The 24,096-nt window shown below is 71.3% G+C and carries 24 protein-coding genes and 1 tRNA gene; 16 read left to right on the top strand and 9 right to left on the bottom strand.

Translation table 11 applies throughout. From position 1 onward, the window contains the following. Positions 1-88: 88 nt before the first annotated feature. A complete protein-coding gene (locus tag ABT127_RS16140) occupies positions 89-1,789 on the bottom strand; it encodes a helicase HerA-like domain-containing protein (RefSeq protein WP_351449624.1) in 1,701 nt (566 codons plus the stop codon). Between the two features lie 121 nt (positions 1,790-1,910). On the opposite strand from ABT127_RS16140, the gene ABT127_RS16135 reads away from it, so the two are divergent. Beyond that, complete coding sequence (locus ABT127_RS16135) at positions 1,911-2,207, top strand: type II toxin-antitoxin system VapB family antitoxin (protein ID WP_003955420.1); 297 nt, start codon at positions 1,911-1,913, stop codon at positions 2,205-2,207. Positions 2,208-2,322: 115 nt separating this feature from the next. After that, positions 2,323-2,976 (top strand): LytR C-terminal domain-containing protein, encoded by a 654-nt coding sequence (locus ABT127_RS16130; protein ID WP_351449622.1) that lies wholly within the window; start codon positions 2,323-2,325, stop codon positions 2,974-2,976. A 100-nt stretch (positions 2,977-3,076) separates the two neighbouring features. Here the strand turns inward: ABT127_RS16130 and upp are convergent, their stop codons facing one another. After that, on the bottom strand, positions 3,077-3,712 hold the full coding sequence (gene upp / locus ABT127_RS16125; RefSeq protein ID WP_111667532.1) for a uracil phosphoribosyltransferase: 636 nt from the start codon (positions 3,710-3,712) through the stop codon (positions 3,077-3,079). Between the two features lie 151 nt (positions 3,713-3,863). On the opposite strand from upp, the gene ABT127_RS16120 reads away from it, so the two are divergent. The 9 genes from ABT127_RS16120 (at position 3,864) to ABT127_RS16080 (ending at position 9,676) form a co-directional block, all read left to right on the top strand. After that, entirely contained in the window at positions 3,864-4,094 is a 231-nt protein-coding gene (locus tag ABT127_RS16120) for a hypothetical protein (RefSeq protein ID WP_351449619.1), read from the top strand. 253 nt (positions 4,095-4,347) lie between these two features. After that, a complete protein-coding gene (locus ABT127_RS16115) occupies positions 4,348-4,908 on the top strand; it encodes a tRNA adenosine deaminase-associated protein (protein WP_351449616.1) in 561 nt (186 codons plus the stop codon). Between the two features lie 111 nt (positions 4,909-5,019). Continuing rightward, on the top strand, positions 5,020-5,478 hold the full coding sequence (gene tadA, locus ABT127_RS16110) for a tRNA adenosine(34) deaminase TadA (protein WP_351449890.1): 459 nt from the start codon (positions 5,020-5,022) through the stop codon (positions 5,476-5,478). A 10-nt stretch (positions 5,479-5,488) separates the two neighbouring features. Next, a tRNA-Ser gene (locus ABT127_RS16105) sits at positions 5,489-5,576 on the top strand. 455 nt (positions 5,577-6,031) lie between these two features. Continuing rightward, positions 6,032-6,202 (top strand): hypothetical protein, encoded by a 171-nt coding sequence (locus ABT127_RS16100; protein WP_351449614.1) that lies wholly within the window; start codon positions 6,032-6,034, stop codon positions 6,200-6,202. Between the two features lie 22 nt (positions 6,203-6,224). Continuing rightward, the gene (locus ABT127_RS16095) at positions 6,225-6,518 is read left to right on the top strand and encodes a Dabb family protein (protein WP_351449612.1); all 294 of its coding nucleotides are present in this window, start codon (positions 6,225-6,227) and stop codon (positions 6,516-6,518) included. A gap of 145 nt (positions 6,519-6,663) precedes the next feature. After that, positions 6,664-7,560, top strand: coding sequence for an RNA polymerase sigma factor SigF (locus ABT127_RS16090; RefSeq protein WP_351449609.1), 897 nt, complete (start codon positions 6,664-6,666; stop codon positions 7,558-7,560). A gap of 246 nt (positions 7,561-7,806) precedes the next feature. Then, a complete protein-coding gene (locus ABT127_RS16085; RefSeq protein ID WP_351449607.1) occupies positions 7,807-8,727 on the top strand; it encodes an RNA polymerase sigma factor SigF in 921 nt (306 codons plus the stop codon). A 118-nt stretch (positions 8,728-8,845) separates the two neighbouring features. After that, positions 8,846-9,676, top strand: coding sequence for a hypothetical protein (locus tag ABT127_RS16080; protein WP_351449605.1), 831 nt, complete (start codon positions 8,846-8,848; stop codon positions 9,674-9,676). A gap of 15 nt (positions 9,677-9,691) precedes the next feature. Here the strand turns inward: ABT127_RS16080 and ABT127_RS16075 are convergent, their stop codons facing one another. Beyond that, positions 9,692-9,904, bottom strand: a complete 213-nt coding sequence (locus ABT127_RS16075) for a hypothetical protein (protein WP_351449602.1) — start codon at positions 9,902-9,904, stop codon at positions 9,692-9,694. A gap of 195 nt (positions 9,905-10,099) precedes the next feature. Between ABT127_RS16075 and ABT127_RS16070 the strand changes: the two genes are divergently transcribed. The 4 genes from ABT127_RS16070 to ABT127_RS16055 all read left to right on the top strand — a co-directional run bounded on the left by ABT127_RS16070 (position 10,100) and on the right by ABT127_RS16055 (position 14,691). Next, complete coding sequence (locus ABT127_RS16070) at positions 10,100-10,600, top strand: MarR family winged helix-turn-helix transcriptional regulator (protein WP_351449600.1); 501 nt, start codon at positions 10,100-10,102, stop codon at positions 10,598-10,600. Positions 10,601-10,701: 101 nt separating this feature from the next. Then, the gene (locus ABT127_RS16065; RefSeq protein WP_502971717.1) at positions 10,702-13,176 is read left to right on the top strand and encodes an MFS transporter; all 2,475 of its coding nucleotides are present in this window, start codon (positions 10,702-10,704) and stop codon (positions 13,174-13,176) included. Positions 13,177-13,385: 209 nt separating this feature from the next. After that, positions 13,386-14,204, top strand: coding sequence for a YceI family protein (locus tag ABT127_RS16060; RefSeq protein ID WP_351449595.1), 819 nt, complete (start codon positions 13,386-13,388; stop codon positions 14,202-14,204). A 25-nt stretch (positions 14,205-14,229) separates the two neighbouring features. Beyond that, positions 14,230-14,691 carry a PPOX class F420-dependent oxidoreductase gene (locus ABT127_RS16055; RefSeq protein WP_351449592.1) on the top strand — a complete coding sequence of 154 codons (462 nt, stop codon included), beginning with the start codon at positions 14,230-14,232 and terminating at the stop codon, positions 14,689-14,691. On the opposite strand, the gene ABT127_RS16050 is transcribed toward ABT127_RS16055, so the two are convergent. After that, a complete protein-coding gene (locus ABT127_RS16050) occupies positions 14,688-15,458 on the bottom strand; it encodes a TetR/AcrR family transcriptional regulator (protein WP_351449589.1) in 771 nt (256 codons plus the stop codon). The genes ABT127_RS16055 and ABT127_RS16050 overlap by 4 nt on opposite strands. 86 nt (positions 15,459-15,544) lie before the next feature. Then, complete coding sequence (locus tag ABT127_RS16045; RefSeq protein WP_351449587.1) at positions 15,545-17,098, bottom strand: MFS transporter; 1,554 nt, start codon at positions 17,096-17,098, stop codon at positions 15,545-15,547. A 98-nt stretch (positions 17,099-17,196) separates the two neighbouring features. Here ABT127_RS16045 and ABT127_RS16040 point away from each other — a divergent pair, with 98 nt between their 5' ends. Next, positions 17,197-18,063, top strand: coding sequence for an endonuclease/exonuclease/phosphatase family protein (locus tag ABT127_RS16040; RefSeq protein ID WP_351449585.1), 867 nt, complete (start codon positions 17,197-17,199; stop codon positions 18,061-18,063). 171 nt (positions 18,064-18,234) lie between these two features. Here ABT127_RS16040 and ABT127_RS16035 read toward each other — a convergent pair whose 3' ends face one another. From ABT127_RS16035 to ABT127_RS16020, 4 genes are read right to left on the bottom strand one after another with little or no spacing between them, the layout of a single operon-like run. Continuing rightward, positions 18,235-20,271 carry a mannosyltransferase YkcB-related protein gene (locus ABT127_RS16035; RefSeq protein WP_351449583.1) on the bottom strand — a complete coding sequence of 679 codons (2,037 nt, stop codon included), beginning with the start codon at positions 20,269-20,271 and terminating at the stop codon, positions 18,235-18,237. Further along, entirely contained in the window at positions 20,268-21,632 is a 1,365-nt protein-coding gene (locus ABT127_RS16030) for a bifunctional glycosyltransferase family 2/GtrA family protein (protein ID WP_351449580.1), read from the bottom strand. The genes ABT127_RS16035 and ABT127_RS16030 overlap by 4 nt, the downstream gene beginning before the upstream one ends. A gap of 26 nt (positions 21,633-21,658) precedes the next feature. Beyond that, positions 21,659-23,233, bottom strand: coding sequence for a sensor histidine kinase (locus ABT127_RS16025; RefSeq protein WP_351449578.1), 1,575 nt, complete (start codon positions 23,231-23,233; stop codon positions 21,659-21,661). After that, complete coding sequence (locus ABT127_RS16020) at positions 23,230-23,979, bottom strand: response regulator transcription factor (protein ID WP_351449576.1); 750 nt, start codon at positions 23,977-23,979, stop codon at positions 23,230-23,232. The genes ABT127_RS16025 and ABT127_RS16020 overlap by 4 nt, the downstream gene beginning before the upstream one ends. Between the last annotated feature and the right edge of the window lie 117 nt (positions 23,980-24,096).

The following is a 24,096-nucleotide window of genomic DNA, read 5'->3' as shown; positions in this document are numbered from 1 at the left end:
ACACCCCCGGGCGGCCACCCCGGCCGCCCGGCCCTCACCACGCCTCCGGGTCGTTCGTCGTGTGCGGCCCGGTGGCCGAACGAGCCGCCTAGCGGCGCCGAGTGCCGAAGATCGAGCGGGAGATCTCGCGGCCGAGCTGCGTACCCATCGAGCGGGCCAGCGATTTGAAGATCCCGCTGCCCACGACCTGGTCCACGACGGAGTCGTCCCGCGCCGGCTTGGCCCGGGCGGCAGCCCGGGCCTCCTTCTCCGCCGCGACGGCATCGGCCTCGGCCTGCTTGCGGGCCGCCGTCTCGGCCTCCCGCGCGGTCAGCTTTTCGAACGCCGACTCCCGGTCCACGGCATCGGCGTACCGCGAGTACAGCAGCGACCCCTTCACGGCCGCGTCGAGCGCCCCCGCCTCCACGGGCCCCATCAGCGACTCCGGCGCCCGCAGCCGGGTCGCCGCGACCGGCGTCGGCGCGCCCTTCTCGCTGAGTACGGTGATCACGGCCTCGCCGGTGCCGAGCGAGGTCAGCGTCTCCTCCAGGTCGTACCCGGAGTTCGGGAACGTCTTGACGGTGGCCTTCAGCGCCTTCTGGTCCTCCGGCGTGAAGGCGCGCAGCGCGTGCTGCACCCGGTTGCCGAGCTGCCCGAGGACGTCGGCGGGCACGTCCTTCGGGGTCTGCGTCACGAAGAAGATGCCGACGCCCTTGGACCGGATCAGCCGCACGGTCTGCGTGATGGCCTCCAGGAACGCCTTGGACGCACCGTTGAAGAGCAGGTGCGCCTCGTCGAAGAAGAACACCAGCTTCGGCTGCTCCACGTCACCGACCTCGGGCAGCCGCTGGAACAGATCGGCGAGCAGCCACATCAGGAACGTGGAGAACAGCTGCGGCTTGTCCTGCACGGCGGGAAGCTCCAGTACGGAGACCAGGCCCCGCCCGTCGGAGGCGGTCCGCAACAGCTCGCTGGTGTCGAACTCCGGCTCCCCGAAGAAGTCCCCCATGCCCTGCGCCTCGAACGCGGTCAGGGCCCGCAGGATCACCCCGGCGGTGACGCTCGACAGACCGCCGATCGTCTTCAGCTCGGGCTTGCCCTCGTCCGAGGTCAGGAAGGTGACGACCGCCCGCAGATCCTTCAGGTCGTAGAGCTCCAGGCCCTTCTGGTCCGCGTAGTGGAAGATCAGGCCTAGCGACTGCTCCTGCGTCTGGTTGAGCTGGAGGACCTTCGACAGCAGGACCGGGCCGAAGCTGGTGACGGACGCGCGCAGCGGGATGCCGGTGCCGATGCCGCCGAGCGCGTAGAACTCGCACGGGAAGCCGGTGGCCCGCCACTCCTGTCCCACCTGCCCGGCCCGCTCGCGCACCTTCTCGCCGTCCTCGCCCGGCGCCGAGATGCCGGAGACGTCGCCCTTGATGTCGGCGAGGAAGACGGGGACGCCCTGCGCGGCCAGCTGCTCCGCGATGAGCTGGAGGGTCTTGGTCTTGCCGGTGCCGGTGGCGCCCGCGACGAGGCCGTGCCGGTTCAGCATCGGCAGCGGGATGCGGATCTGGGCGTCCGGGTGGCACTGCCCGTCCCAGAGCAGCGCGCCGAGGTCGAGGGCCGGCCCGGTGAACGCGTACCCGGCGGCGATCTCCAGCGCTCCGGCGGGCAGTGCCGGGCCGCCGGTGACGGTCTCGGGGTGCGCCCCTTCCGCGGCCTCCGGCTCCGCAGGCTCCGTCTCCTGCGTCAAGGAGACGCCGCGTTCTCCCCCGGACGGGTCCGCCCCCTGCGCCTGTCCGCCCGCCATCGGCTCGCTGTCACTCATTTCAGGCCCCTGTCCCGGGTTTGAGTGGTCCTGTTTCGCCCCGGTTCAGGGCGGTATTTCACAGGGTCGCACTCCGTCTCCATGGCTGCGCCCGGAGAGCCCGGCCCGGTAGGCTTTCCGTGTGATCTTCAAGCGCATCGGAAACGGCCGGCCGTACCCCGACCACGGCCGGGAAAGCACCCGGCAGTGGGCGGACGTCGCGCCGCGCCCGGTCCGCCTCGATCAGCTCGTGACGACGAAGGGTCAGCTCGACCTGGAAACGCTGCTCGCCGAGGACTCGACGTTCTACGGCGATCTCTTCGCGCACGTCGTGAAGTGGCAGGGCGATCTGTATCTGGAGGACGGGCTGCACCGCGCCGTCCGCGCCGCGCTCCAGCAGCGCCAGGTGCTGCACGCCCGCGTCCTCGAACTCGGCTGACGCACCCCGGCGGCCGAGGGTCCCTCAAGTCCGCATTGGCCCTTTCGGGTTGGACTGAGCGGCCACCACTGATCATTTAATAGGCATCGCCGCCGGGCGGCACTACGCTGCGCCCATGAGCATGCTCACTCCCCCCGGCATGGGCGGCAAGTACCGCATCACGGGGGACAAGTACCCCCGTATGCGGCGCGGCCGCTCGCGCAGCAGGATCGTGCTCGCCGTCGTCGCGTCCGTCGCGGCGATCGGCCTGATCGGCTGGGGATCGTTCCAGCTCGTCGATGTCTTCACCGGCGGTCGGAAGGCCAGCGCGGCCGGCTCCGGCGCCGCGGACTGCCCGAAGCATCCGAGCACGAGCCCGTCCCCCGCCAAGGCCGCGGCGAAGCTGCCCGCCCCCGCGAAGATCAAGGTCAACGTCCTCAACGCCACGACCCGCGGCGGCCTGGCGAAGGACACCGCCGACGAGCTGAAGAAGCGCGGCTTCGCCATCGGGGACGTAGGAAACGCGACAAAGACGTACGACAAGAAGGTCACGGGCGTCGGGATACTGCTCGGCGCCAAGTCGGCCTCCGACGCGGCGCTGCCGGTGCTCGGCACACAGCTGGCGGGCGCCGAGCTGAAGTCGGACACCCGCGCCAAGCCGACCGAGGTCGACCTGATCATCGGCAAGCAGTTCAAGGGCCTGTCGTCGAAGGCCGACGCCGACAAGGCGCTCTCGGCGCTGACCCACCCGGAACCGACCTCTTCCGCATCCCCGAGCTGCGCCCCGTAGGGGGCGCGGGGAACGGCGCGAGCAACCACAGAAAAGCCGCAGTCGCGTCTGCTCGGTACATGAGCGGACGCGACTGCGGCTTTCGTCGTGGCCGGCGGAGCTACTCCGCGGCGCCGTACATCCGGTCACCGGCGTCACCGAGGCCGGGCACGATGTACCCGCTCTCGTTCAGCCGCTCGTCGACCGACGCGGTCACCACGGTGACCGGCGTCCCGGCCAGCTCCCGCTCCATGATCTCGACGCCCTCGGGCGCGGCCAGCAGCACCACGGCGGTGACATCGTCCGCACCGCGCTTGATGAGCTCCTGGATCGCCGCGACGAGCGTGCCGCCCGTGGCGAGCATCGGGTCCAGCACGTAGACCTGGCGGCCGGAGAGGTCGTCCGGCATGCGCGTGGCGTACGTGGAGGCCTGCAGCGTCTCCTCGTTGCGCACCATGCCGAGGAAGCCCACCTCGGCGGTCGGCAGCAGCCGCACCATGCCGTCGAGCATGCCGAGACCGGCCCGCAGGATCGGCACCACCAGCGGGCGCGGGTACGACAGCTTCACGCCCGTCGTCCGGGAGACCGGGGTGTCGATGTCGACCTGCTCGGTGCGCACGTCCCGGGTCGCCTCGTAGGCGAGCAGGGTGACCAGCTCGTCGGCCAGGCGCCGGAAGGTCGGGGAGTCGGTGCGCTTGTCGCGCAGCGTGGTGAGTTTGTGCGCCACCAACGGGTGGTCGACGACGTGGATCCGCATGTCCTCAACAGTAACCGGGCCCCGGACCCACGGCTCCCCCGCACAGCCGCCCGGAACAGGCGCCCCACAGGCATCAACAGCGCGCCAGAAGGGAAATCGGAGGGTCGGGGACAATGGAGAGGACCCGTCGAGTGGGGTGGTGATGTGGCTCATGCCGGACAGCAAGCGCCGAGCGCGGTCGGCCTCCGCCGATGACACGGCCGATGGCATAGCGGCGGCGGAGCGTCCCGAGCCCGAGACGGACGCCGAACGAAGGCGCCGTCGCGCGGTGTTCCTGCGGGAACTGACCGAGGCACGCGAACTGCGCGCCCGGGTCCAGCCGCGCCGCGCCCGGGCCGCACGCATGCGCCAGCAGATGCGGATGCGCACGTTCCGCTGGTGACGCCGCGGCGCGCCCGGCGCCGGGCACCGGCTCCGGGCGGCTCAGCGGCGCCCCGCGCGTGACGCGGCTCACACCAGACACGGGTGTGCGTGGCCTGTCGGGGACGCGACGCCAACACAGCGCGCGGAAGACCTCTCCTGACGGCGTTCTTTCTGCCACGATTCCGAGTGGGCGGGGCTTGAACTGCACTCCCGTCCATCAGACTCCGCCGGGGGGACCCCCGACCGGCACTGAGACCAGTGGGAGAGTCACGGTGTACTTCGCCGCACTGCTCGCGCGCACCGAAGACGGGTGGGAAGCGAGCGACACAGAGCTCGACGACGTGGAGACCCTGTCGGACCTGTCCGACCTGGCCCGCGAAGCGGCCGCCGAGGCCGACGCGGGGGACGACACGGTCCTCGTCTTCATCGAACAGGAGGACGCGTGGTTCGGCGTCGTCCGCGTGGACGGCGAGGACGACCCTCGCATCTACGTCTCGGACGCGGCGGCCGCCGCTCGCAGCAGTTACGGCGAGATCCTGCTCACCGACGAACTGCTCGGCAAGGATCCGGACGCCGACGAGCTCGATGCCCTCGACCTGGACGGCACCGAGGACGGCGAGCCGGAGCAGGCCGCCGACGACAGCGACGACGACACGGACGACGGCGGTGGCCAGAGCTCCGAGGCGGTGCCCGCGGGGCCGCTCGGGGACCGGGACATCCTCGCCGACCTCGGCGTCTCCGAGAAGGAGCTGCTCGCGCTCGACGGGGCCGACGCCCTGAGCGAGATCGCCGACGCCCTGGGCGCCGCGGAGGTCCTCGAGACGGTCCGCTGACCCCGGGGCCCCGCCGCCGGGGTTAGATTCCTGGCCGTGACGCCCCTGCCCCCTGACAGCCCCGCCATCCCCGACACCCCCGATCCCGTACGTGATCCGTGGCGGCCCGCCATGCGACAGGCCCTGGCCGAGGCCGGGCTCGCCGCGGCGGGCGGCGACGTCCCCGTCGGCGCCGTCCTGCTCGCCCCGGACGGCACGACGGTCCTCGCCACCGCGCACAACGAACGCGAGCTGACCGGCGACCCCACCGCTCACGCCGAGGTCCTGGCGATCCGCAGGGCCGCCCGACGGCTCGGAGAGTGGCGGCTGACCGGCTGCACGCTCGTCGTCACCCTGGAGCCGTGCACCATGTGCGCGGGCACCGCCGTCCAGTCCCGCCTCGACCGCGTCGTCTACGGAGCCCGTGACGACAAGGCCGGGGCGGCCGGCTCCCTGTGGGACGTGCTCCGCGACCGGCGGCTCAACCACCGCCCCGAAGTCGTCGCCGGCGTCCTCGCCGACGAGTGCGCCGAACCCCTCACCCGCTTCTTCAGGGAAACGGATTTCAAACCACGGCCACCTATGGGCTAGAGTTCCTCTCGGTAGCGTGTCCGAGCGGCCGAAGGAGCTCGCCTCGAAAGCGAGTGTGGCGTAACCCGTCACCGTGGGTTCAAATCCCACCGCTACCGCTGACAACGCCCCTCTTCCACGGATCACCGAGGAAGAGGGGCGTTCTGCATGCCCGCGTACCGCCTCCGCGCACACAAAGATCCCCGGCGCCTGACCAGGGGCACCGGGGATCTCGTCCCGCTCGGGGCGGGGGAAGCGGTTTCGGGGGGCGAACCGCTTCCCCCGATGAGGACGGACTCCCGTCAGCCCACGCCGCTTCAGGGGGGAAGACGCGGCGTGAACCCCGCAGTCGGGGTCCTGTCCCTGCCCGTCGGATTCCTGCCAGATCCTCCGGGCTCATCACCTATCCTCCGGCACGCGCACACCGCCGGGACGCGGCAAAGGGCCTGGAACGAGGGGTCGTTGGTCCTTAAAGGTCGGGTGAGGGAACGTCACGTTAGACTCGCGCCCGGCACCAGGGCACACACTGGCACCACAGGACACCGGGGCACGGGGCAAGGGGAGGCCGGACGCGATGGATCCGAAGAAAATAGGGCTCTTCGTGGTGATCGTGTTCGTGCTGTATCTGATCATCACCGACCCCGCCAAGGCCGCGGACTACGTCCAGATAGGGTTCGAGGGCATATCGTCCGCCGCGCGGTCCATCGGGGACTTCATGACCTGGGTGGCCAACGGCGGCAAGTGAGCCCGGCAGAGGAGCGTCGCCCGTGATCCGCCATCTGGTCCTGTTCAAGCTCAACGACGGCGTCGGCCGCGACGAGCCCCGTGTGGTCGAGGGCGTCGAGGCCTTCCGCGCGCTGGGCGGGCAGATCCCCGAGCTGACGTTCTGGGAGTGCGACTGGAACATCACCGACCGGCCCATCGCGTACGACTTCGCGATCAACTCGGCGGTCGAGGACACCGACGCCCTCAAGCGGTACCTGGAACACCCGGCGCACCAGGCGGGCGTCGCGCAGTGGCGCGAGTTCGCCACGTGGGTGATCGCGGACTACGAGTTCTGACGCTCCCCGCGTCACACGATCGAGCGGCCCCTCACCTGAACGGTGAGGGGCTTTTCGCTGTCTCCGGACACCCGCCGGCCCCTAACTGGCCCGTCAACACGTAGTTATGCGGTGCTTGCACACAGTGCACATGTCTTGTGATGCTATGACCGCTTTTGATCGAAGAGTTGACGAAACAGAGGTGGGGTTGACCGTGCCGGCCAGTACTGCGCCTCAAGAAGCACCTCAAGCACAACAGGTGCCACAGACACCGGCGCCCCAGGCGTCGACCGCGAAGTCGCGCGGGGCCGACACCCGGGCGCTCACCCAGGTCCTCTTCGGCCAGCTCAAGCACCTGCTGCCGGGCAGCCCGGAGCACTCGCGGGTGCGCGGCGCCCTGATCGAGGCGAACCTGCCGCTGGTGCGGTACGCGGCGGCCCGCTTCCGCAGCCGCAACGAGCCGATGGAGGACGTGGTCCAGGTCGGCACGATCGGACTGATCAACGCCATCGACCGGTTCGACCCGGACCGCGGCGTGCAGTTCCCGACGTTCGCCATGCCGACCGTGGTCGGGGAGATCAAGCGCTACTTCCGCGACAACGTACGGACCGTGCACGTCCCGCGGCGCCTGCACGAGCTGTGGGTGCAGGTGAACGCCGCGAGCGAGGACCTGACCACCGCCTTCGGCCGCTCCCCGACCACCGCCGAGATCGCCGAGCGGCTGCGCATCGGCGAGGACGAGGTGCTCGCCTGCATCGAGGCGGGCCGCTCGTACCACGCGACCTCCCTGGAGGCCGCGCAGGAGGGCGACGGGATGCCGGGGCTGCTCGACCGGCTCGGCTACGAGGACCCGGAGCTGGACGGCGTCGAACACCGCGACCTCGTACGGCATCTGCTCGTACAGCTGCCCGAACGCGAGCAGCGGATCCTGCTCCTGCGCTACTACAACAACCTCACGCAGTCCCAGATCAGCGCCGAACTGGGTGTCTCACAGATGCATGTGTCAAGACTCCTCGCCCGCAGCTTCGCCCGACTTCGATCCGCAAACAGGATCGAGGCGTAGCTGAATCGGGTAGACCGGTTCTGCGGGGATTTCCCGGCGAAAACGCCGCCCTCTTCAGCCACACCCCCTGCTATCAGCGCTGATTCGCCCCATCCATGTCGACATGTCACTACAGCGTGTTGCCGACATGTGACATTCTGCTGGAACCGCGTTTGGCGCAGCCCCGCGTCCGGTATTCAGGTGGAGGCTGCGTTCCTACCTGACGGGAGCGTCCGCCGCGACCGTCCGCGACCTCAAGGGGGTGGCATGTCCGCAGACCAGGGCAGCTCGAAGGTGCTCACGCTCTCGCCCGACACGCCTGTTCCTGTTCCGGCCCAGGCCTCGGCCACGACCCCGGCCCCGGCTCCGGAGGCCTCCGCGGCGCCGGTCGCGCCGGAGGCTCCGATCACGCCGGTGTCGACGGGACCCATCGACACGCGCACCCTGTCCCGCTCCCTCTTCCTGCGGCTCGCCTCGCTCGACGAGAACAGCCCGGAGCGGGCCTACGTCCGCGACACCCTCATCGAGCTGAACCTCCCGCTGGTGCGGTACGCGGCGGCCCGCTTCCGCAGCCGCAACGAACCGATGGAGGACATCGTCCAGGTCGGCACCATCGGCCTGATCAAGGCGATCGACCGGTTCGACTGCGAGCGCGGCGTCGAGTTCCCGACCTTCGCGATGCCGACGGTGGTCGGCGAGATCAAGCGGTTCTTCCGGGACACGTCCTGGTCGGTGCGGGTGCCGCGCCGCCTCCAGGAGCTGCGGCTCGCCCTCACCAAGGCCAGTGACGAGCTGGCGCAGAAGCTGGACCGGTCGCCGACCGTGCCCGAACTCGCGGCGGTGCTGGGGGTCTCGGAGGACGACGTCGTCGACGGGCTCGCGGTGGGCAACGCCTACACCGCGTCCTCGCTCGACTCCCCGGCCCCCGAGGACGACGGCGGCGAGGGCTCGCTGGCGGACCGGCTCGGGTACGAGGACACCGCTCTGGAGGGCGTCGAGTACCGGGAGTCGCTCAAGCCGCTCCTCGCCAAGCTGCCGCCCCGCGAGCGCCGGATCATCATGCTCCGCTTCTTCGCGAACATGACGCAGTCGCAGATCGGCGAGGAGGTCGGGATCTCGCAGATGCACGTGTCCCGGCTGCTCACGCGGACCCTGGCGCAGCTGCGCGAGGGCCTGATCGCGGACTGACCGTCGCGGACGGATGTCACGGGGCGACGACCCGGCCGGGTCGTCGCCCCGACGTCTTTTCCGGGGCCGGAGCTCCCCGAGGGTTCCTAATTGACGGACCGTCAGACACACTGGCGCGATGCTGCGGACGTGGGTACGAGGACGTAGGGGCGTCGCCGTCGGGGTCGCGTCGGCCGCCGTGGTGGGGCTCGGCGGAGCCGCCACCGTCGCCTTCGGCGGGGACGGCGGGCCCTCCAAATACGTGGCCGTGGGAGCCGCCGGCGGCTCTGCCGCGCCGGGCGACAGCGTCGCGCCCACCGGAAAGGTGCAGCTCGTGCCGCTGGACCCGGACTCCCCCGCGTCCTCCGGGAGCGGGCGGGAGAGCGGCGGCGGCAAGGGGGGCGGTGGCGGATCGTCGTCCGCCGCGGGCCCGCCCCGCGCCGGGTCGCCGGACGCAGAGGGAGGGTCCCCGCGCTCATCAGGGGCGGCCGGCCCCTCCGGCTCCGGCTCCGCGAGCGGCGGCAAGGGCGGCGGCACGGCGGGCACCCCGTCCGGCTCGGGATCGGGATCGGGATCGGGATCCGGCTCGGGATCAGGATCGGGCTCCGGGTCCGGCTCGGGTTCCGGAACCCCCGCGGGCGGCGGCACCTCCGCACCCGCCACCCCCGCCGCCCTGAAGGTGGGCGACCCCGTACTGGAGGACGCCGACGACCGCTGGTGCCAGGACGTGACCCTGGCGCTGCACAACTCCGGTGGCACCGCGGTGCGTTCGGGCACCGTGACCTTCGAGACCCACATCATCGGGTCGCTCGGCGTCGACTGGGCGACGATCGAGTCGACAGAAAAACTCCCCGTGCCCATCGGGCCCGGGGAGAAGAAGGAGAAGACGTGGACGGTCTGCGTCGACTCCTGGCGCGTACCGCTCGGCATGCATGTCGAGACGCGGGACGTCTCCGTGAAATGGAAGTGAGGGCGCGGCGGGCCGCTACTTGAGCGCCAGCCAGGCCACCGCCGCCACCACGACGATCGCGACCACGATGCCGACGATCAGTCCCGTACCGGGACCGGACTTCACCGGTGCCGCCTCCGCGCGCGGCGTGGGCGTGCCGCCCTCGTCGACGAAAGCGCGGAACATCTGGGTGCTGCCCGCCGGGTCGATGTTGCCTTCGGGGCCCGGGCCCTGGGGGTTGTGTGCCATGGGGCAGGACCCTAGCGAATCGGCGCCACAGGCGCCACAGGTCTGCCGCAGCCCCTTTGAGCTGCGGCTTTACACCATTGGGCCCGGAGGTTTGCCTAGTTTTTAGGGTCGAACGCCCTTTTTAGTTTGCCTGCGGCAACCAACTGCTTCTATGGTTGCTCTAAGCAACAAATAAGGTTTTGGTCAGGAGGTGCTGTGGCCGCACAGCGTCATTACGACGAACTGGCCCGACAGCTCAGTGCCTTCGGCGCCGTCAAGAGGGACATGGCGCGCATCCTGCCCCACGACTGTCCGGCAGGTTCGGCAGCCGTCCTCGCTCTCCTCAAGCGCTACGGCGACATGCGGATGAGCAGGATGGCCGAGCTGATGGCCGTCGACATGTCCGTGGCCAGCCGGCACGTGGCACACACCGCGGACCGCGGCTGGATCGAGCGCCGCCCCGACCCCGCCGACAAGCGCTCCCGGATCCTCACCCTCACCGCCGAGGGGCACGAACAGATGAACAACCTCGACGCGCGGACGACCGAGTTGCTCGCCGAGCGGCTGAGCGACTGGTCCGACGACGAGGTCAACCAGCTCATCGCCCTGATGACGCGACTGCGCGACAGCTTCGGGGACTGCCGGACGACGGCGTCCCGCACAGCGCCCCCGGTCGCCGCGCAGGCTTCGACACAGACCACCCGTACACCCGCGTAAGACGTAAGAAAAGGAATCCCATGGCAACATCCACACCGTCCGGTGTGCGGGGCAGCCATGCCGCCAAGCACGGAGGCAATGCCCCCGCAGCCGGCGCCACCATGACGCACCGTCAGATCATGGAGGCGCTGTCCGGGCTGCTGCTCGGCATGTTCGTCGCCATTCTGTCGTCGACGATCGTCACCAACGCACTCCCCGAGATCGTCGGTGACCTCGGCGGCGGCCAGTCCGCCTACACCTGGGTCGTCACCGCCTCGCTGCTCGCGATGACCGCGACCACGCCCCTGTGGGGCAAGCTCGCCGACATCTTCAGCAAGAAGGCGCTCGTCCAGATAGCCCTGATCATCTACGTGGGTGGTTCGGTCGTCGCGGGTCTCTCGCAGAACCCCGGCATGCTGATCACCTGCCGTGTCGTCCAGGGCATCGGCGTCGGCGGTCTGTCCGCCCTCGCGCAGATCGTGATGGCCGCGATGATCTCCCCGCGCGAGCGGGGCCGCTACTCCGGCTACCTCGGTGCGACCTTCGCCGTCGCCACCGTCGGCGGCCCGCTGCTCGGCGGTGTCATCACCGACACCTCGTGGCTGGGCTGGCGCTGGTGCTTCTACGTCGGTGTGCCGTTCGCGATCATCGCGCTCATCGTGCTCCAGAAGACGCTGAAGCTCCCCACGGTCAAGCGTGAGAACGTCAAGGTCGACTGGGCCGGTGCCTTCTTCATCACCGCCGCGGTCTGCACCCTGCTCCTCTGGGTCACCTTCGCCGACGACAAGTACGACTGGCTGTCGTGGCAGACCGGCGCGATGGTGGGCGGCGCGGTCGTGCTCGCCCTGATCTTCATCCTCGTGGAGAGCAAGGCCGCCGAGCCGATCATCCCGCTGCGCCTCTTCCGCAACCGCACCATCACGCTCGCCTCGATCGCCTCGCTCTTCGTGGGTGTCGCGATGTTCGCGGGCACCGTGTTCTTCTCGCAGTACTTCCAGCTGGCGCGCGGCAAGTCGCCGACGATGTCCGGTGTCATGACGATCCCGATGATCGGCGGCCTGTTCATCTCGTCGACCGTCGCGGGCCAGGTCATCACCAAGACCGGCAAGTGGAAGGCGTGGCTGGTCTCCGGCGGCGTCCTCATCACGGCGGGCCTCGGCCTGCTCGGCACGATCCGCTACGACACCCCGTACTGGCACGTCGGGATCTTCATGGCCCTGATGGGTCTCGGTGTCGGCATGACGATGCAGAACCTCGTGCTCTGCACCCAGAACCAGGTCGCCCCGCAGGACATCGGCTCGGCCAGCTCCACGGTCACCTTCTTCCGCTCCCTCGGTGGTGCGATGGGTGTCTCGGCGCTCGGTTCGATCATGTCGACCCGCATCACGCACTACGTCAAGGACGGCCTCGCCGACCTCGGCCCGAAGGGCGCCGCCCTCGGCCACGGCGGTACGGGTGGCGGCGCCATCCCCGACCTGGACAAGCTGCCCGCGCCGCTGCGCACGATCATGGAGAGCTCCTACGGGCACGGCATCGCCGACGTCTTCCTGATCGCCGCGCCGATCGCGCTGCTCGCCCTGATCGCCATGCTGTTCATCAAGGAGGTTCCGCTGCGTACGTCCGGTGGCCTGGACCAGGCCAAGGAGACCGAGGCAGCCGCGTCCGGCGCCCCCGCCGGCCTCACCACCGCCTCGGCGGGCGAGCCGGAGAAGGTGCCGAGCCTGGTCGGTGCGGGTGAGCCCGCCGCCGACCCGCAGACCCAGCGCTTGGCGGCCGTCGCGTCGGCCCCGGCCGGCGCCGTCCCGGCGCAGCCCGGCACGGGCGGCGGCACCCCGGTGCACGGCTTCGTGCGCGGCGCCGAGTCCGCCCCGGTCCCGCGGGCCGCGGTCACGCTGATCTCCCTCGGGGGACGGCAGCTGGGCCGCGCGGTCGCCCAGGGCGACGGTTCGTACACCGTCGACGCCCCCGGCGCCGGTTCCTACGTCCTGATCGCCTCGGCCGACGGCTACCAGCCGCAGGCCTCCACGGTGGTCGTCGGCGAGGACACCACCGGGCACGGGACCGCGTACGACATCCTGCTCAGCGGCACCAGCGGGCTGAGCGGTGTGGTCAGGGCCGTGGAGACCAAGGCCGCCGTCGTCGGCGCCATGGTCATCGTGACCGACGTCCGCGGTGACGTGCTGGCCACCGGACTCTCCGGCCAGGACGGCGAGTTCACCTTCGCCGAGCTGGTGCCGGGCGCGGTGACCGTGGCCGTGAACGCGGCCGGACACCGTCCGCTCGCGCTGCCCGTCGAGGTCGGCGGCACGGGTGTCACCCGCGTCGAGATCGAGCTGAACTCCGGCTCCCAGGTCCAGGGCACCGTCCGTGCGGCGGGCCGCTCGCTGAACGACGCGCGGGTCACGCTCGTCGACGCCGCGGGCAACGTGGTCGCGACCTCGACCACCGGTGAGGACGGCGCGTACGCCTTCACCGACCTGGACGGCGGCGAGTACACGGTCATCGCGACCGGTTACCCGCCGGTGGCCACGCACCTGACCGTGAACGGCAGTGGCGTCGACGGTCACGACATCGAGCTCGCCCACCCCGGCGAGTAACTGACTCCGGACGGACCCCCGGTGCGGCTCGCGTTTCGAGCGGAGACGTGAGCCGCACCGTCCTTCCGGATGTGGGAAAAGGGCCCCGGACCCGGTGGCGTCGTTAACGGCAGGGGACGGCCGAGACGCTGCGGGCCGGGGCCGTTTCACGTACGGGACGCACTCGATTCCCTTACGTGTGTGAGAACTTGAGCTAGGAGATGTGGACGATGGGACTCAGCGCGCGGATCCGGACGCGGGACGGGTGGGCTCTGCCGCACGCCGTCGTCACGGTGACCGACATGACGGGCGCGCAGGTGCTGCGTGCCGAGGCGGACGACGAGGGCGCGGTGCACGACGCGGCCGTCCTCACCCCGGGTCCGTACACCGTGATCGTGACCGCCGTCGGGTACGGCCCCGCGGCCTCCACCGCGCTGGTCACGGCCACCGGCCGGGCCGACGTCGGCACCGTCGTGCTGGCCCGGCAGGGCGGGGCCGAGCTGCCGCCGCCCGGACCGTGGACGGTCGACCCGGCGCACTCCGCGGTCGCCGCGACCGCCCAGCACCTGGGCATCACCTCCGTGCACGGGCGGTTCACGGACTTCCGGGCCCGGATCGACATCGCGCAGGACGTGGAGAAGTCCCGCGTCGAGGCGGTGATCCGGTCGGCGTCGATCGACACCGGCAACGGGATGCGCGACGGCCACCTGAAGTCCCCCGACTTCCTGGACGTCGAGTCGCACCCCGAGATCACCTACCGGTCGACGGGCCTGACCCCGGCCGGCACCGACCGCTGGACCGTGCACGGCGAGCTGAACCTGCACGGCGTGGTGCGCGAGGTCGACCTCGACCTCAGCTACCTGGGCACCGGCGCCGACCCGTGGGGCGGCACCCGCGCCGCGTTCAAGGCGACGGCCGAGCTGCGCCGCGAGGACTTCGCCATGAACTACAACCAGGTCGTGCAGGCCGGCATCGCCGCGATCGGCGCGACGCTCAAGGTCGAGCTCGACATCCAGGCGGTCCAGGGCGACGCGCTGCCCAGCATGTAGCACGGCAGTCATTAGGCTGGGCGGCATGGCTCCGAACATCGCGACCAACACCCGTGTGTCCCTGGACGAGTTGCTCGACTTCGTCCGGCCCCGCCACCGCGCCCTGCTCATCACCGCCCGCGCCGACGGCACCCCGCAGGCCTCACCACTGACCTGCGGGGTGGACGACGCCGGGCGGATCGTCGTCTCCACCTATCCCGAGCGCGCCAAGACCCGTAACGCCAAGCGGACCCCGCGGGTGAGCGTCGTCGTGCTGAGCGACGAGTGGAACGGCCCGTGGGTGCAGATCGACGGCACCGCGGAGGTCCTCGACACCCCCGACTCCGTCGAGCCCCTGGTGGAGTACTTCCGCAACATCTCGGGGGAGCACCCGGACTGGGACGAGTACCGGGAGGCGATGGTGAAGCAGGGCAAGTCGATCATCCGGATCACCCCGGAGAAGTGGGGCCCGGTGGCGACCGGCGGCTTCCCGGCGCGGCTCGCCTAGCCCTGGCCCTCCCGCGCCACCAGCGCCGCGATCCCGGCGATCTGGAGATCGAGCGCGACGTGGAAGTCGAGGTCGCGGACCTGCTCGACCGTGCCCCCGGCTTCCACCTGCGCCATCGTCTCCTCGGCGTGCCGCAGCATCTCGGGCTTGTCGGCCGGCGCGGTGAAGGTGGTCATCGTCCGCCGGAAGTACTCGTCCTGCGTCATGCCGACATCGGCGCACCGCTGCCGGAAGTGGCCCTCGACGGTCCCGTACCCGTACACGAACTGCATGACGCTGGCGATCGCCCCGCGCTGCGCGCTCATCGGCAGCCCGGTGCGGGCGAAGACGCGCTGGACGACGGCGGAGAACTCCAGGGAGTTCGGGCCGATGTTGAGGTAGCTGCCGACCAGCGGGGAGATCCACGGGTGGCGCACGAGCAGCGCCCGGTACTCGGTGGCGAGCCGGCGCACCTGCTCGCTCCAGTCGGCGTCGTCGGGGCCCTCGGCACCCGTACCGGCGACCTCCGGTTCGCCGAAGACCCGGTCCAGGGCGAGTTCGAGCAGGTCGTCCTTGGTGTCCACGTACCAGTACACGGACATCGCGGTGACGCCCAGCTCGCCCGCGAGGCGCCGCATGGAGAACTTGGCGAGCCCCTCGGCGTCGAGCAGCTTCACCGTGGCGCCGGTGATGCGCTCGCGGTCCAGGCCGCTGGGCTGCTCGCTGCGCCGACCGCGTCCGGGCCTGCTCTCTTCGAGCCAGACGCTCATCCGCGCTGCCTTCGCCATGGCGCACCTTCCCAGGAGTTGACGTACCGGGCAGGGCGGATCCCGGGCTCGCACCCACGGAATCCGCCCGTCCGCCTGCTTCGATGCTAGGGCTGTTCAGGACCTGTTGGGAAAGCGCCCGGAGCCGTCGCCCCTGCTGACTCTGCCCGCTCGGCGCGCCGCAGCAACGCCGCGGCGAGGAGTCCGCCGACGAGCACCGCGACGGCGCCGACCAGCTGGCTGGTCTCCAGGCCCGAGGAGAAGGCGTCCGCGATCCGGGCCTTCTCGTCGGCGGAGTCGGCGGCGGCGAGCGCCGCCGGGAGGGAGGCGGCGGAGACGGCGACCAGCGCCGCGAACCGGGCGTTGAGGACCGCGCCGAGGACGGCGACGCCGAGGCCGTTGCCGAACTCGGCGAGGGTGCCGTTCACGCCCGCGCCGACGCCCGCCTTCGCGGGCGGGATGGCGCTCATGATGGCGTTGGCCATGGCGGGCATGGCGAAGGCGATGCCGACGCCCATGACGACCAGGCCCACCAGCATGCCGCCGTAGGAGTCCCCGCCGAGCACGGCGATCGCCGCGAGCCCCGCCGCCAGGCAGCTCATGCCGGCCGCGATGGTGACCGGGGTGCCCACCTTGGCGAGGAACCTGGCGCCGACGCCGGTGAGGTTCAGGGCGACGATGGTCAGCGCGAGCGGCGCGGTGCGCAGCCCGGCCTCCAGCGGCCCGTACCCGAGCACGAACTGGAGGTGCTGGGTGAGCAGGAACAGCGAGCCGCCCATGCCGAACGCGACGAGGATCGCCCCGGCGACCGCCCCCGTGAACTTCTGGTTGCGGAAGAAGTGCATGTCCAGCATCGGGTACGGGATGCGCAGCTCCCAGCCCACGAACGCGGCCATGAAGACGATCCCGGTCGTCGCCGAGATCAGGGTGGTGCCGGAGGTCCAGCCCTGGTCGGGGCCGTTGATGATCGCGTAGACGACCCCGGTCATGCCGACCGTGGAGAGCAGCGCGCCGAGCAGGTCGGGCCGGTCGCCCTGCGGGTTCTTCGACTCCGGTACGAGCGTCAGGACGGCGATCAGGCCGATGACCGCGACCGGGATGTTGATGAGGAAGATCGCGCCCCACCAGAAGTGGTCCAGCATCACACCGCCGAGCAGCGGCCCGACGGCGAAGCCCAGCGAGTTGACGGTCGCCCACAGGCCGATCGCCCGCACCCGCTCGGTGTCGTCGAAGATCTGCACGACCACGGCCAGGGTCGTGGTCATCAGCAGCGCCCCGCCGACGCCCATCCCGGCCCGCGCGGCGATCAACTGGCCGGTGGAGTCGGCGAGTCCGGCGACCAGCGAACCGACGCCGAACAGCACGAGCCCGGCCGCGAGCATCTTCTTGCGGCCGTAGCGGTCGGCGGTGGAGCCCGCGGTGAGCAGCAGCCCGGACTGGACGAGCGAGTAGGCGCTGATCACCCACTGGATGTCGGACGTCGACGCGTGCAGCTCCCGGGTCAGGGAGGGGATCGCGACGTTCAGGACGGTGTTGTCGAGCAGCACGGTCAGCTGGGCGAGGCAGATGACGCCGAGGATGATCCAGCGCTGCGGGTGGCCTGCGGCCGGGGCGGGCGGCCGGGGGCCGCCGCCGGTGTTCTCGGCGGTCGTCGCCGTCATACGGGCTCCTGTCGTACGGGCTGGATCCGGGCAGTGATGTACACCGTAAAGGAGAACTCTTACGGCGTACAAGCGCGTTTTCGGCATACGGTTCGGCCATGCCGAGACGAGCCCGTTCCGTATCGCAACTCGCCGTTTCCCTCGCCGTGTTGAGCCTGCTCGGAGCGGCTCCCGCGGCGGCCGCCGGGCAGCACGGACCCCCGCCGGTCCCGCTCCGCATCGCCACGTACAACATCCACGCGGGCGCGGGGGCCGACAACGTCTTCGACCTCGACCGGCAGGCGGCCGCGCTGCGCGCCCTGCACGCCGACGTGATCGGCCTCCAGGAGGTCGATGTGCACTGGGGCGCGCGCAGCCAGGACCGGGACGTGGCGCGGGAGCTCGCGGACCGGCTCGGGATGCGGGTGTCGTTCGCGCCGATCTACAGCCTGGACCCGGTGACCTCGGGGGAGCCGCGGCGGGAGTTCGGGGTCGCCGTGCTGTCCCGGTATCCGATCCGATCCGCCGTCAACCACGAGATCACCCGGCTGTCGACGCAGGACCCGAACCCGGTGCCGGCGCCCGCGCCCGGGTTCGGCGAGGTGACGCTGAAGGTGCGCGGGGTGCCCGTGCAGGTCTTCGTCACGCACCTGGACTACCGCGCGGATCCGTCGGTACGGGTGGCGCAGGTCGCGGACACCCGGCGGATCATGGCCGCCGAGCGCTCGGCGCTGCGCGGGGCGCGGCAGGTTCTGCTCGGCGACTTCAACGCCGCGCCGGACGCGCCCGAACTCGCGCCTTTGTGGACGGAGTTGCGGGATGCCGGGCCGGTGGGCGGGGTCACGTTCCCCGCCGATGTGCCGGTGAAGCGGATCGATTACGTGGCGGTGGGGTCCGGCATCGACGTGCGGGCAGTTTCGGTGCCGGACGAGTCCGTGGCGTCGGATCATCGGCCGGTAGTGGCTGAGGTGGGGGTGCGCAGGTAGGGGCGGGCGGGGGTCGTCGCCGGGTGCGGCCCGGTGGGGCTTCTCGCGCAGTTCCCCGCGCCCCTGAGGCATGCGCTGCGCGCAGCCTTCCCCTGGATGCCGCAGGCATCTCAGGGGCGCGGGGAACTGCGCGACCAGCCCCCACCGGCCGGCACCCGACCAACAAGAAATTCAGCTCGTGGGCCGCGTCAGGTCGTAGAAGGTGGACGATCCCACGGTCACCTTCTTGAAGTGGGACTCCACCCACTTCGTGATCTTCGACGCCGAGCCGGAACCCGACCCGCTCATGCCCCCGATGAAGTAGTGGATCTTCCCTTCGGCGACGTACTGCTTGAACTGGGCCAGAGTCGGAGACGGATCCGTGCCGTTGAACCCGCCGATCGCCATCACCGGGTCACCGGTGGCCAGTTGGTAGCTGGCCTGGTTCTGGGATCCGACCGTGGCCGCGACCCAGGTGAAGTCCCCGGCGTTCCTCTCCAGCAGCGCCTCGGCCTCGGAGCTGACCTCGGCACCGTTGAGCAGCCCGCCCATACCGCCACCCCCGGCCCCGCGCATGCCACCCGGCATCCCGCCGCCGGGGAAGCCGCCCTGCCGATTGCCCGGCCCCGGACCACCGCCAGGCGGCTTCCCCGTCCGGGCGCCCCCGCCGAACCCCATCGCGCTGGCCCCCGAAGGACCGGCCGTGACGATCGACCCGGAGTGCCCGGTGTTCAGCGTGAAGACGGTGTACGCGGTCGGCCCGGCCAGCGACGCGGCCAGACCCAGACCGGCCGCCCCCAGCGCGAGCCGGCGATCGAGCCGCCCGGCGAGAGCGAGACCCAGCCCCGCCGCGAGCCCGGCGATCAGCACCACCCAGCGCAGCCACGGCAGATGGTCGGGCGTCCGGCCGAGCAGCACAAAACCCCAGACGGCCGTGACGGCCACGGCCGCGCCCAGCGTCACGGACCAGCCGATCCGGGACCGCTCCTCCCACAGCACGGTGGCGCCCATGCCGACGACGGCCGCGAGGTAGGGGGCCAGGGCCACCGTGTAGTACTGGTGGAAGATGCCGGCCATGAAGCTGAAGACCAGCGCGGTGGTGACCAGCGACCCGCCCCACGCGAGGAACGCGGCGCGTGCCGTGTCGGTCCGCTTCGCCCTCCGGGTCAGCACGATCCCGGCGACGAGCAGGATCAGCGCGGCGGGCAGCAGCCACGAGACCTGGCCGCCGATCTCGGAGTCGAACATCCGGGTGAGCCCGGTCTCGCCCCACTGCCCGGTGCCGGTACCCCCGCCACCGCCGCCCACGCTGCCGGTCTCGTCGCCGTTGATGCGGCCGAGTCCGTTGTAGCCAAAGGTGAGTTCGAGGAACGAGTTGTTCTGGGAGCCGCCGATGTACGGGCGGGAGGACGCCGGCCACAGTTCGACGACGGCCACCCACCAGCCGCCCGCGACGACCGCCGCGAGCCCGGCGAGGGCCAGCTGGCCGAGCCGCCTGCGCAGCCTGGCCGGGCCGAAGAACCCGTAGAGCAGGGCCAGCGGCGGCAGGACCAGGAAGGCCTGCAGTGTCTTGGCGAGGAAGGCGAGCCCGACGGCGACGCCCGCCCAGACCAGCCACGTGGTGCGGCCCCGCTCCATGGCGCGCAGCACGCAGTAGACCGTGACGGTCATGAGCAGGGCGAGGATCGCGTCCGGGTTGTTGAACCGGAACATCAGCGCCGCGACCGGCACCGTCGCGAACACGGCCATGGTGATCAGGCCCGCGGCGGCGCTGAACCGGCGGCGCACGGCCGCGTACAGCACACCGGCCGTGGCGACGCCCATCAGCACCTCGGGAACGAGGATCGCCCACGAGTTCAGGCCGAAGAGGCGGACCGAGAGGGCCATCGGCCACAGGGCGGCCGGGGGTTTGTCGACGGTGATGGCGTTCGCCGCGTCGGACGAGCCGAAGAAGAACGCCTTCCAGCTCTCGCTGCCCGCCTGGACGGCCGCCGAGTAGAAGGAGTTGGCGTAGCCGGAGGCGGAGAGGTTCCAGAGGTAGGCGAGGCCGATGAGGAGCAGCAGCCCGAGGAAGGCGGGGCGCACCCAGCGCGCGTCGCCCGGCCGCCCGCGCCACACCCGTGTCGGGAACGGGTCGCGGGGCCGGCCGTGGCCGCCTCCTGGCTCCCCCGGCGCGGTGGGCGGCGGGCCCGTACTCGTGGGGACGGTCGTCGTGCCGGTGGTCGTCATCGCTGGTCCCTGGAGTCGAAGGCGGGGTCGTGCGGGCCGACCGCGGTCGTCCGCGCGGTGGCGTCGTCGTACCGGGTCCGCTGGCGCGGGGCCTCGGCGGGGAACACCCAGGCCCGGAAGAGCAGGAAGCGCAGCACGGTCGCCGCGAGGTTGGCGGCGATGAGCACGGCCAGTTCGGTCGCGTGCGCGGGATCGCCGGTCGCGGCGTTCAGGGCGGCCAGCGAGCCGCTGGTCAGCGCGAGCCCGATGCCGAAGACGACGAGCCCCTGGGCCTGGTGGCGGACGGCCTTGTCGCGGCCGCGCACCCCGAAGGTGAGGCGCCGGTTCGCCGCGGTGTTGGCGAAGGCCGACACCAGCAGGGCCAGCGCGTTGGCGGGCTGCGCCCCCGAGAACGTACGGAAGCCGGAGTACAGCAGCAGATAGAACAGCGTCGAGAGGGCGCCGACGACACAGAACCCGACCAGCTGCCGGGCGAGTCCCTTCGGCACCCCCGGGAGCCGGCGGTCGCGCGGATCGTCGCCGAACGGACGGGCGAGCCGGTCCAGGGGCAGGGAGCCGGAGGCGAGCGCCTTGCCGACCCGCCACACGCCCTTCAGGTCGTCGGTCGCCGTCCGCACGATGTGCACGGTCGAGTCCGGGTCGTCGACCCAGTCGACCGGCACCTCGTGGATCCGCAGCCCGGCGCGCTCGGCGAGCACCAGCATCTCGGTGTCGAAGAACCAGCCGGTGTCCTCGACCAGCGGCAGCAGCACCCGCGCGACATCGCGCCGGATCGCCTTGAAGCCGCACTGGGCGTCGGAGAACCGTGCCTGCAGAGAGCCCCGCAGGATCATGTTGTAGGCCCGCGAGATGAACTCCCGTTTCGGGCCGCGCACCACCCGCGAGGAGCGGGCGAGCCGGGAGCCGATCGCCAGGTCGGAGTGGCCGGAGATGAGCGGGGCGACCAGCGGCAGCAGCGCGTTCAGGTCGGTGGACAGGTCCACGTCCATGTAGGCGAGGACCGGCGCGTCGGACGCCGACCACACGGTGCGCAGGGCGCGTCCGCGGCCCTTCTGTTCGAGCCGGACGTGGCGGACGCCCCGCAGCTCGGCGGTGAGCCGGCGCGCCACCTGCGGGGTGGTGTCGGTGGAGGCGTTGTCCGCGATCGTGACGCGGAAGCGGTAGGGGAAGGTGCGGACGAGGTGGGCGTGGAGCCTGTGCACGCACTCACCCAGGTCCGCCTCCTCGTTGTAGACCGGGATGACGACGTCCAGCACGGGCGCGTCGCCGAGGCCGCTGCCCACGGGCAGGTGCTCCCGCGCAGGCAGCGCGCCGAGGTTCGCGGCGGTGGGGCCGATGCCCGGAGAAGAGTCGGTTCGCATGCCATGGACACTCGCCAACTCCTCTGTCAGCGCTGTGTGGTGGACCTTTGGGCTGCCTGTGAGTCCGGCTGTGCGGGGGCGGGCACCGTCGCGTCGGCGCGCACGGGCAGGGCGCCGGCCGGCTCGTCGTGGGCCGGCAGGTGCACGGTGAACACGGTCCTTCCCGGCCCGCTGTCCACGGTCACGGCTCCGCCGTGGGCGGCCGTGACCGCCTGCACGATGGCGAGCCCGAGCCCGGTGGACCCGGCCTTGCGGGACCGGGAGGAGTCCCCGCGGGCGAACCGTTCGAACACGTGCGGCAGCAGCTCCGCGGGGATCCCCGGCCCGTCGTCCCGCACGTCGAGACAGACCCAGGGTCCGTGCCGGTGCACGCGCGCGGTGACGGTGGTGCCGGGCGGGGTGTGGGTCCGCGCGTTGGCGAGCAGATTGACCAGGACCTGGTGCAGACGGGCGGAGTCGGCGAGCACCAGGGCGGGCTCGTCGGGCAGCTCCAGGCGCCACTTGTGGTCCTGCCCGGCCGCGCGGGCGTCGCTCAGCACGTCGATGACCAGCGGCGACACATCGGTCGGCTCGTACGACAGCGGCCGCCCGGCGTCGAGCCGCGCGAGCAGCAGCAGGTCCTCGACCAGGCCGGACATGCGGTGCGCCTCCGACTCGATCCGGCTGAGCGCGTGCCGGGTGTCGGGGCCGACCTCCTCGCGGCCGCGCCGGGTCAGTTCCGCGTACCCGCGGATGGAGGCCAGTGGCGTGCGCAGTTCGTGGCTGGCGTCCGCGACGAACTGCCGGACCCGCGTCTCGCTCTGCTGGCGTGCGTGCAGCGCGCCGTGGATGTGGTCGAGCATGCGGTTGAGTGCGGCGCCGACCTGGCCGACCTCGGTCCTCGGGTCGGCCTCGGCGTCGGGCACCCGCTCGTAGAGGGTCACCTCACCGGTGTGCAGGGGGAGTTCGGAGACGCGGGTGGCCGTGGCGGCGACCCGGCGCAGGGGGCGGAGGTTGACGCCGACCATGACGGCGCCCGCGATTCCGGCGGCGACGAGCCCGGCGAACGTGACCGACAGCTCGACGACGATCAGGGTCCGGACGGTGTCCTGGACCTGGGAGGCCGGGATGCCGACGACGATGGTGTCGCCGTCGGCGCTGTGCACCGCCTTCACCCGATAGGTGCCGAGGTCCGTCAGATCGACGCTGTGTATGCCGCCGTCGTCGGGCACGGACGCCAGCTCGCTCCTCTGCCCGGAGGTGAGGGATGCGGTGTCCCAGCCGCCCTTGCCACGTGCGGCGTTGGTGACCTGGCCGTCGGCGACGACGGCACCGACCGTGTCCTTCGGTGAGCCGCCGCCGAGCACGAAGCCCAGCTTCTGGTCGACGCTCCGGCTGCCGGGCGGCTGGATCTGCGGCTTCGCCCGGTCGAGGTCGCCGGGCTGCCCCTCGGCCCGCTTGGCGATCGAGCGGAGGTCGGTGTTCAGCCTCTCGTAGAGCGAACTGCTGACCGCCACCGTGGTGACGGTCCCGATGACGGCGGCGACGACCGCGATCAGCGCGATCGCCGACACCACCAGCCGGGTCCGCAGCGTCTGCGGCCGCGTCCGCCGACGCTTCACGACACCGTCGTGGCAGCGGGCTTGATCAGATAGCCGGCACCCCGCCGCGTGTGGATCATCGGCTCGCGCCCGGCATCGATCTTCCGCCGGAGGTAGGAGATGTACAGCTCGACGACATTGGCCTGGCCGCCGAAGTCGTAGGACCACACCCGGTCCAGTATCTGGGCCTTGCTGAGCACGCGCCGCGGGTTGCGCATGAGGAAGCGCAGCAGCTCGAACTCGGTGGCGGTCAGATGGATGTTGGCCCCGCCCCGCGACACCTCGTGGCTGTCCTCGTCGAGCATCAGGTCGCCGACCACCAGCACCGACTCGCTGCGCCGGTCGGCGGCGCCGGTGCGCCGGATCAGTCCGCGCAGCCGCGCGACGACCTCCTCCAGGCTGAACGGCTTCGTGACGTAGTCGTCGCCGCCCGCCGTCAGCCCGGCGATCCGGTCCTCGACGGCGTCCTTGGCGGTCAGGAAGAGCACGGGGACGTCCGACAGCTCACGGCGGAGCCGCCCGAGCACGCTCAGTCCGTCCATGTCCGGCAGCATCATGTCGAGCACGACGGCGTCGGGCCGGAACTCCCGTGCGGTCTGCACGGCTCCGACGCCGTCGCCGGCGGTCCTGATCTGCCAGCCTTCGTAGCGCAGGGCCATGGACAACAGCTCGGTGATCGACTGCTCGTCGTCCACGACAAGCACCCGGACGGGGCTCCCGTCCGGCCTCAGCAGTTCGGTACGCCCCTGGGGCGAGGTCGCGGTCATGGTGCAACCATGCGGCGATCCTCTGAGAACACCCTTTCGCCTACCTGTGAATAGCCTGAGAAACGCACAGCAGCCTCTCAGGAACCGGACCGCCGCCGGGGCGCCCTGAGCCGCGGG

It is taken from the genome of Streptomyces sp. NPDC001904, from assembly GCF_040297005.1.
Taxonomy (GTDB): domain Bacteria; phylum Actinomycetota; class Actinomycetes; order Streptomycetales; family Streptomycetaceae; genus Streptomyces.
This window is presented reverse-complemented; position numbering and strand designations above follow the sequence as displayed.

Coding starts and splice junctions, on each gene's coding strand:
- ABT127_RS16140 (WP_351449624.1), bottom strand. CDS start 1,789: ATGAGTGACAGCGAGCCGATGGCGGGCGGACAGGCGCAGGGGGCGGAC.
- ABT127_RS16130 (WP_351449622.1), top strand. CDS start 2,323: ATGAGCATGCTCACTCCCCCCGGCATGGGCGGCAAGTACCGCATCACG.
- upp (WP_111667532.1), bottom strand. CDS start 3,712: ATGCGGATCCACGTCGTCGACCACCCGTTGGTGGCGCACAAACTCACC.
- ABT127_RS16120 (WP_351449619.1), top strand. CDS start 3,864: ATGCCGGACAGCAAGCGCCGAGCGCGGTCGGCCTCCGCCGATGACACG.
- tadA (WP_351449890.1), top strand. CDS start 5,020: ATGCGACAGGCCCTGGCCGAGGCCGGGCTCGCCGCGGCGGGCGGCGAC.
- ABT127_RS16100 (WP_351449614.1), top strand. CDS start 6,032: ATGGATCCGAAGAAAATAGGGCTCTTCGTGGTGATCGTGTTCGTGCTG.
- ABT127_RS16090 (WP_351449609.1), top strand. CDS start 6,664: ATGACCGCTTTTGATCGAAGAGTTGACGAAACAGAGGTGGGGTTGACC.
- ABT127_RS16085 (WP_351449607.1), top strand. CDS start 7,807: ATGTCCGCAGACCAGGGCAGCTCGAAGGTGCTCACGCTCTCGCCCGAC.
- ABT127_RS16080 (WP_351449605.1), top strand. CDS start 8,846: ATGCTGCGGACGTGGGTACGAGGACGTAGGGGCGTCGCCGTCGGGGTC.
- ABT127_RS16075 (WP_351449602.1), bottom strand. CDS start 9,904: ATGGCACACAACCCCCAGGGCCCGGGCCCCGAAGGCAACATCGACCCG.
- ABT127_RS16065 (WP_502971717.1), top strand. CDS start 10,702: ATGACGCACCGTCAGATCATGGAGGCGCTGTCCGGGCTGCTGCTCGGC.
- ABT127_RS16060 (WP_351449595.1), top strand. CDS start 13,386: ATGGGACTCAGCGCGCGGATCCGGACGCGGGACGGGTGGGCTCTGCCG.
- ABT127_RS16055 (WP_351449592.1), top strand. CDS start 14,230: ATGGCTCCGAACATCGCGACCAACACCCGTGTGTCCCTGGACGAGTTG.
- ABT127_RS16050 (WP_351449589.1), bottom strand. CDS start 15,458: ATGGCGAAGGCAGCGCGGATGAGCGTCTGGCTCGAAGAGAGCAGGCCC.
- ABT127_RS16045 (WP_351449587.1), bottom strand. CDS start 17,098: ATGACGGCGACGACCGCCGAGAACACCGGCGGCGGCCCCCGGCCGCCC.
- ABT127_RS16040 (WP_351449585.1), top strand. CDS start 17,197: ATGCCGAGACGAGCCCGTTCCGTATCGCAACTCGCCGTTTCCCTCGCC.
- ABT127_RS16035 (WP_351449583.1), bottom strand. CDS start 20,271: ATGACGACCACCGGCACGACGACCGTCCCCACGAGTACGGGCCCGCCG.
- ABT127_RS16030 (WP_351449580.1), bottom strand. CDS start 21,632: ATGCGAACCGACTCTTCTCCGGGCATCGGCCCCACCGCCGCGAACCTC.
- ABT127_RS16020 (WP_351449576.1), bottom strand. CDS start 23,979: ATGACCGCGACCTCGCCCCAGGGGCGTACCGAACTGCTGAGGCCGGAC.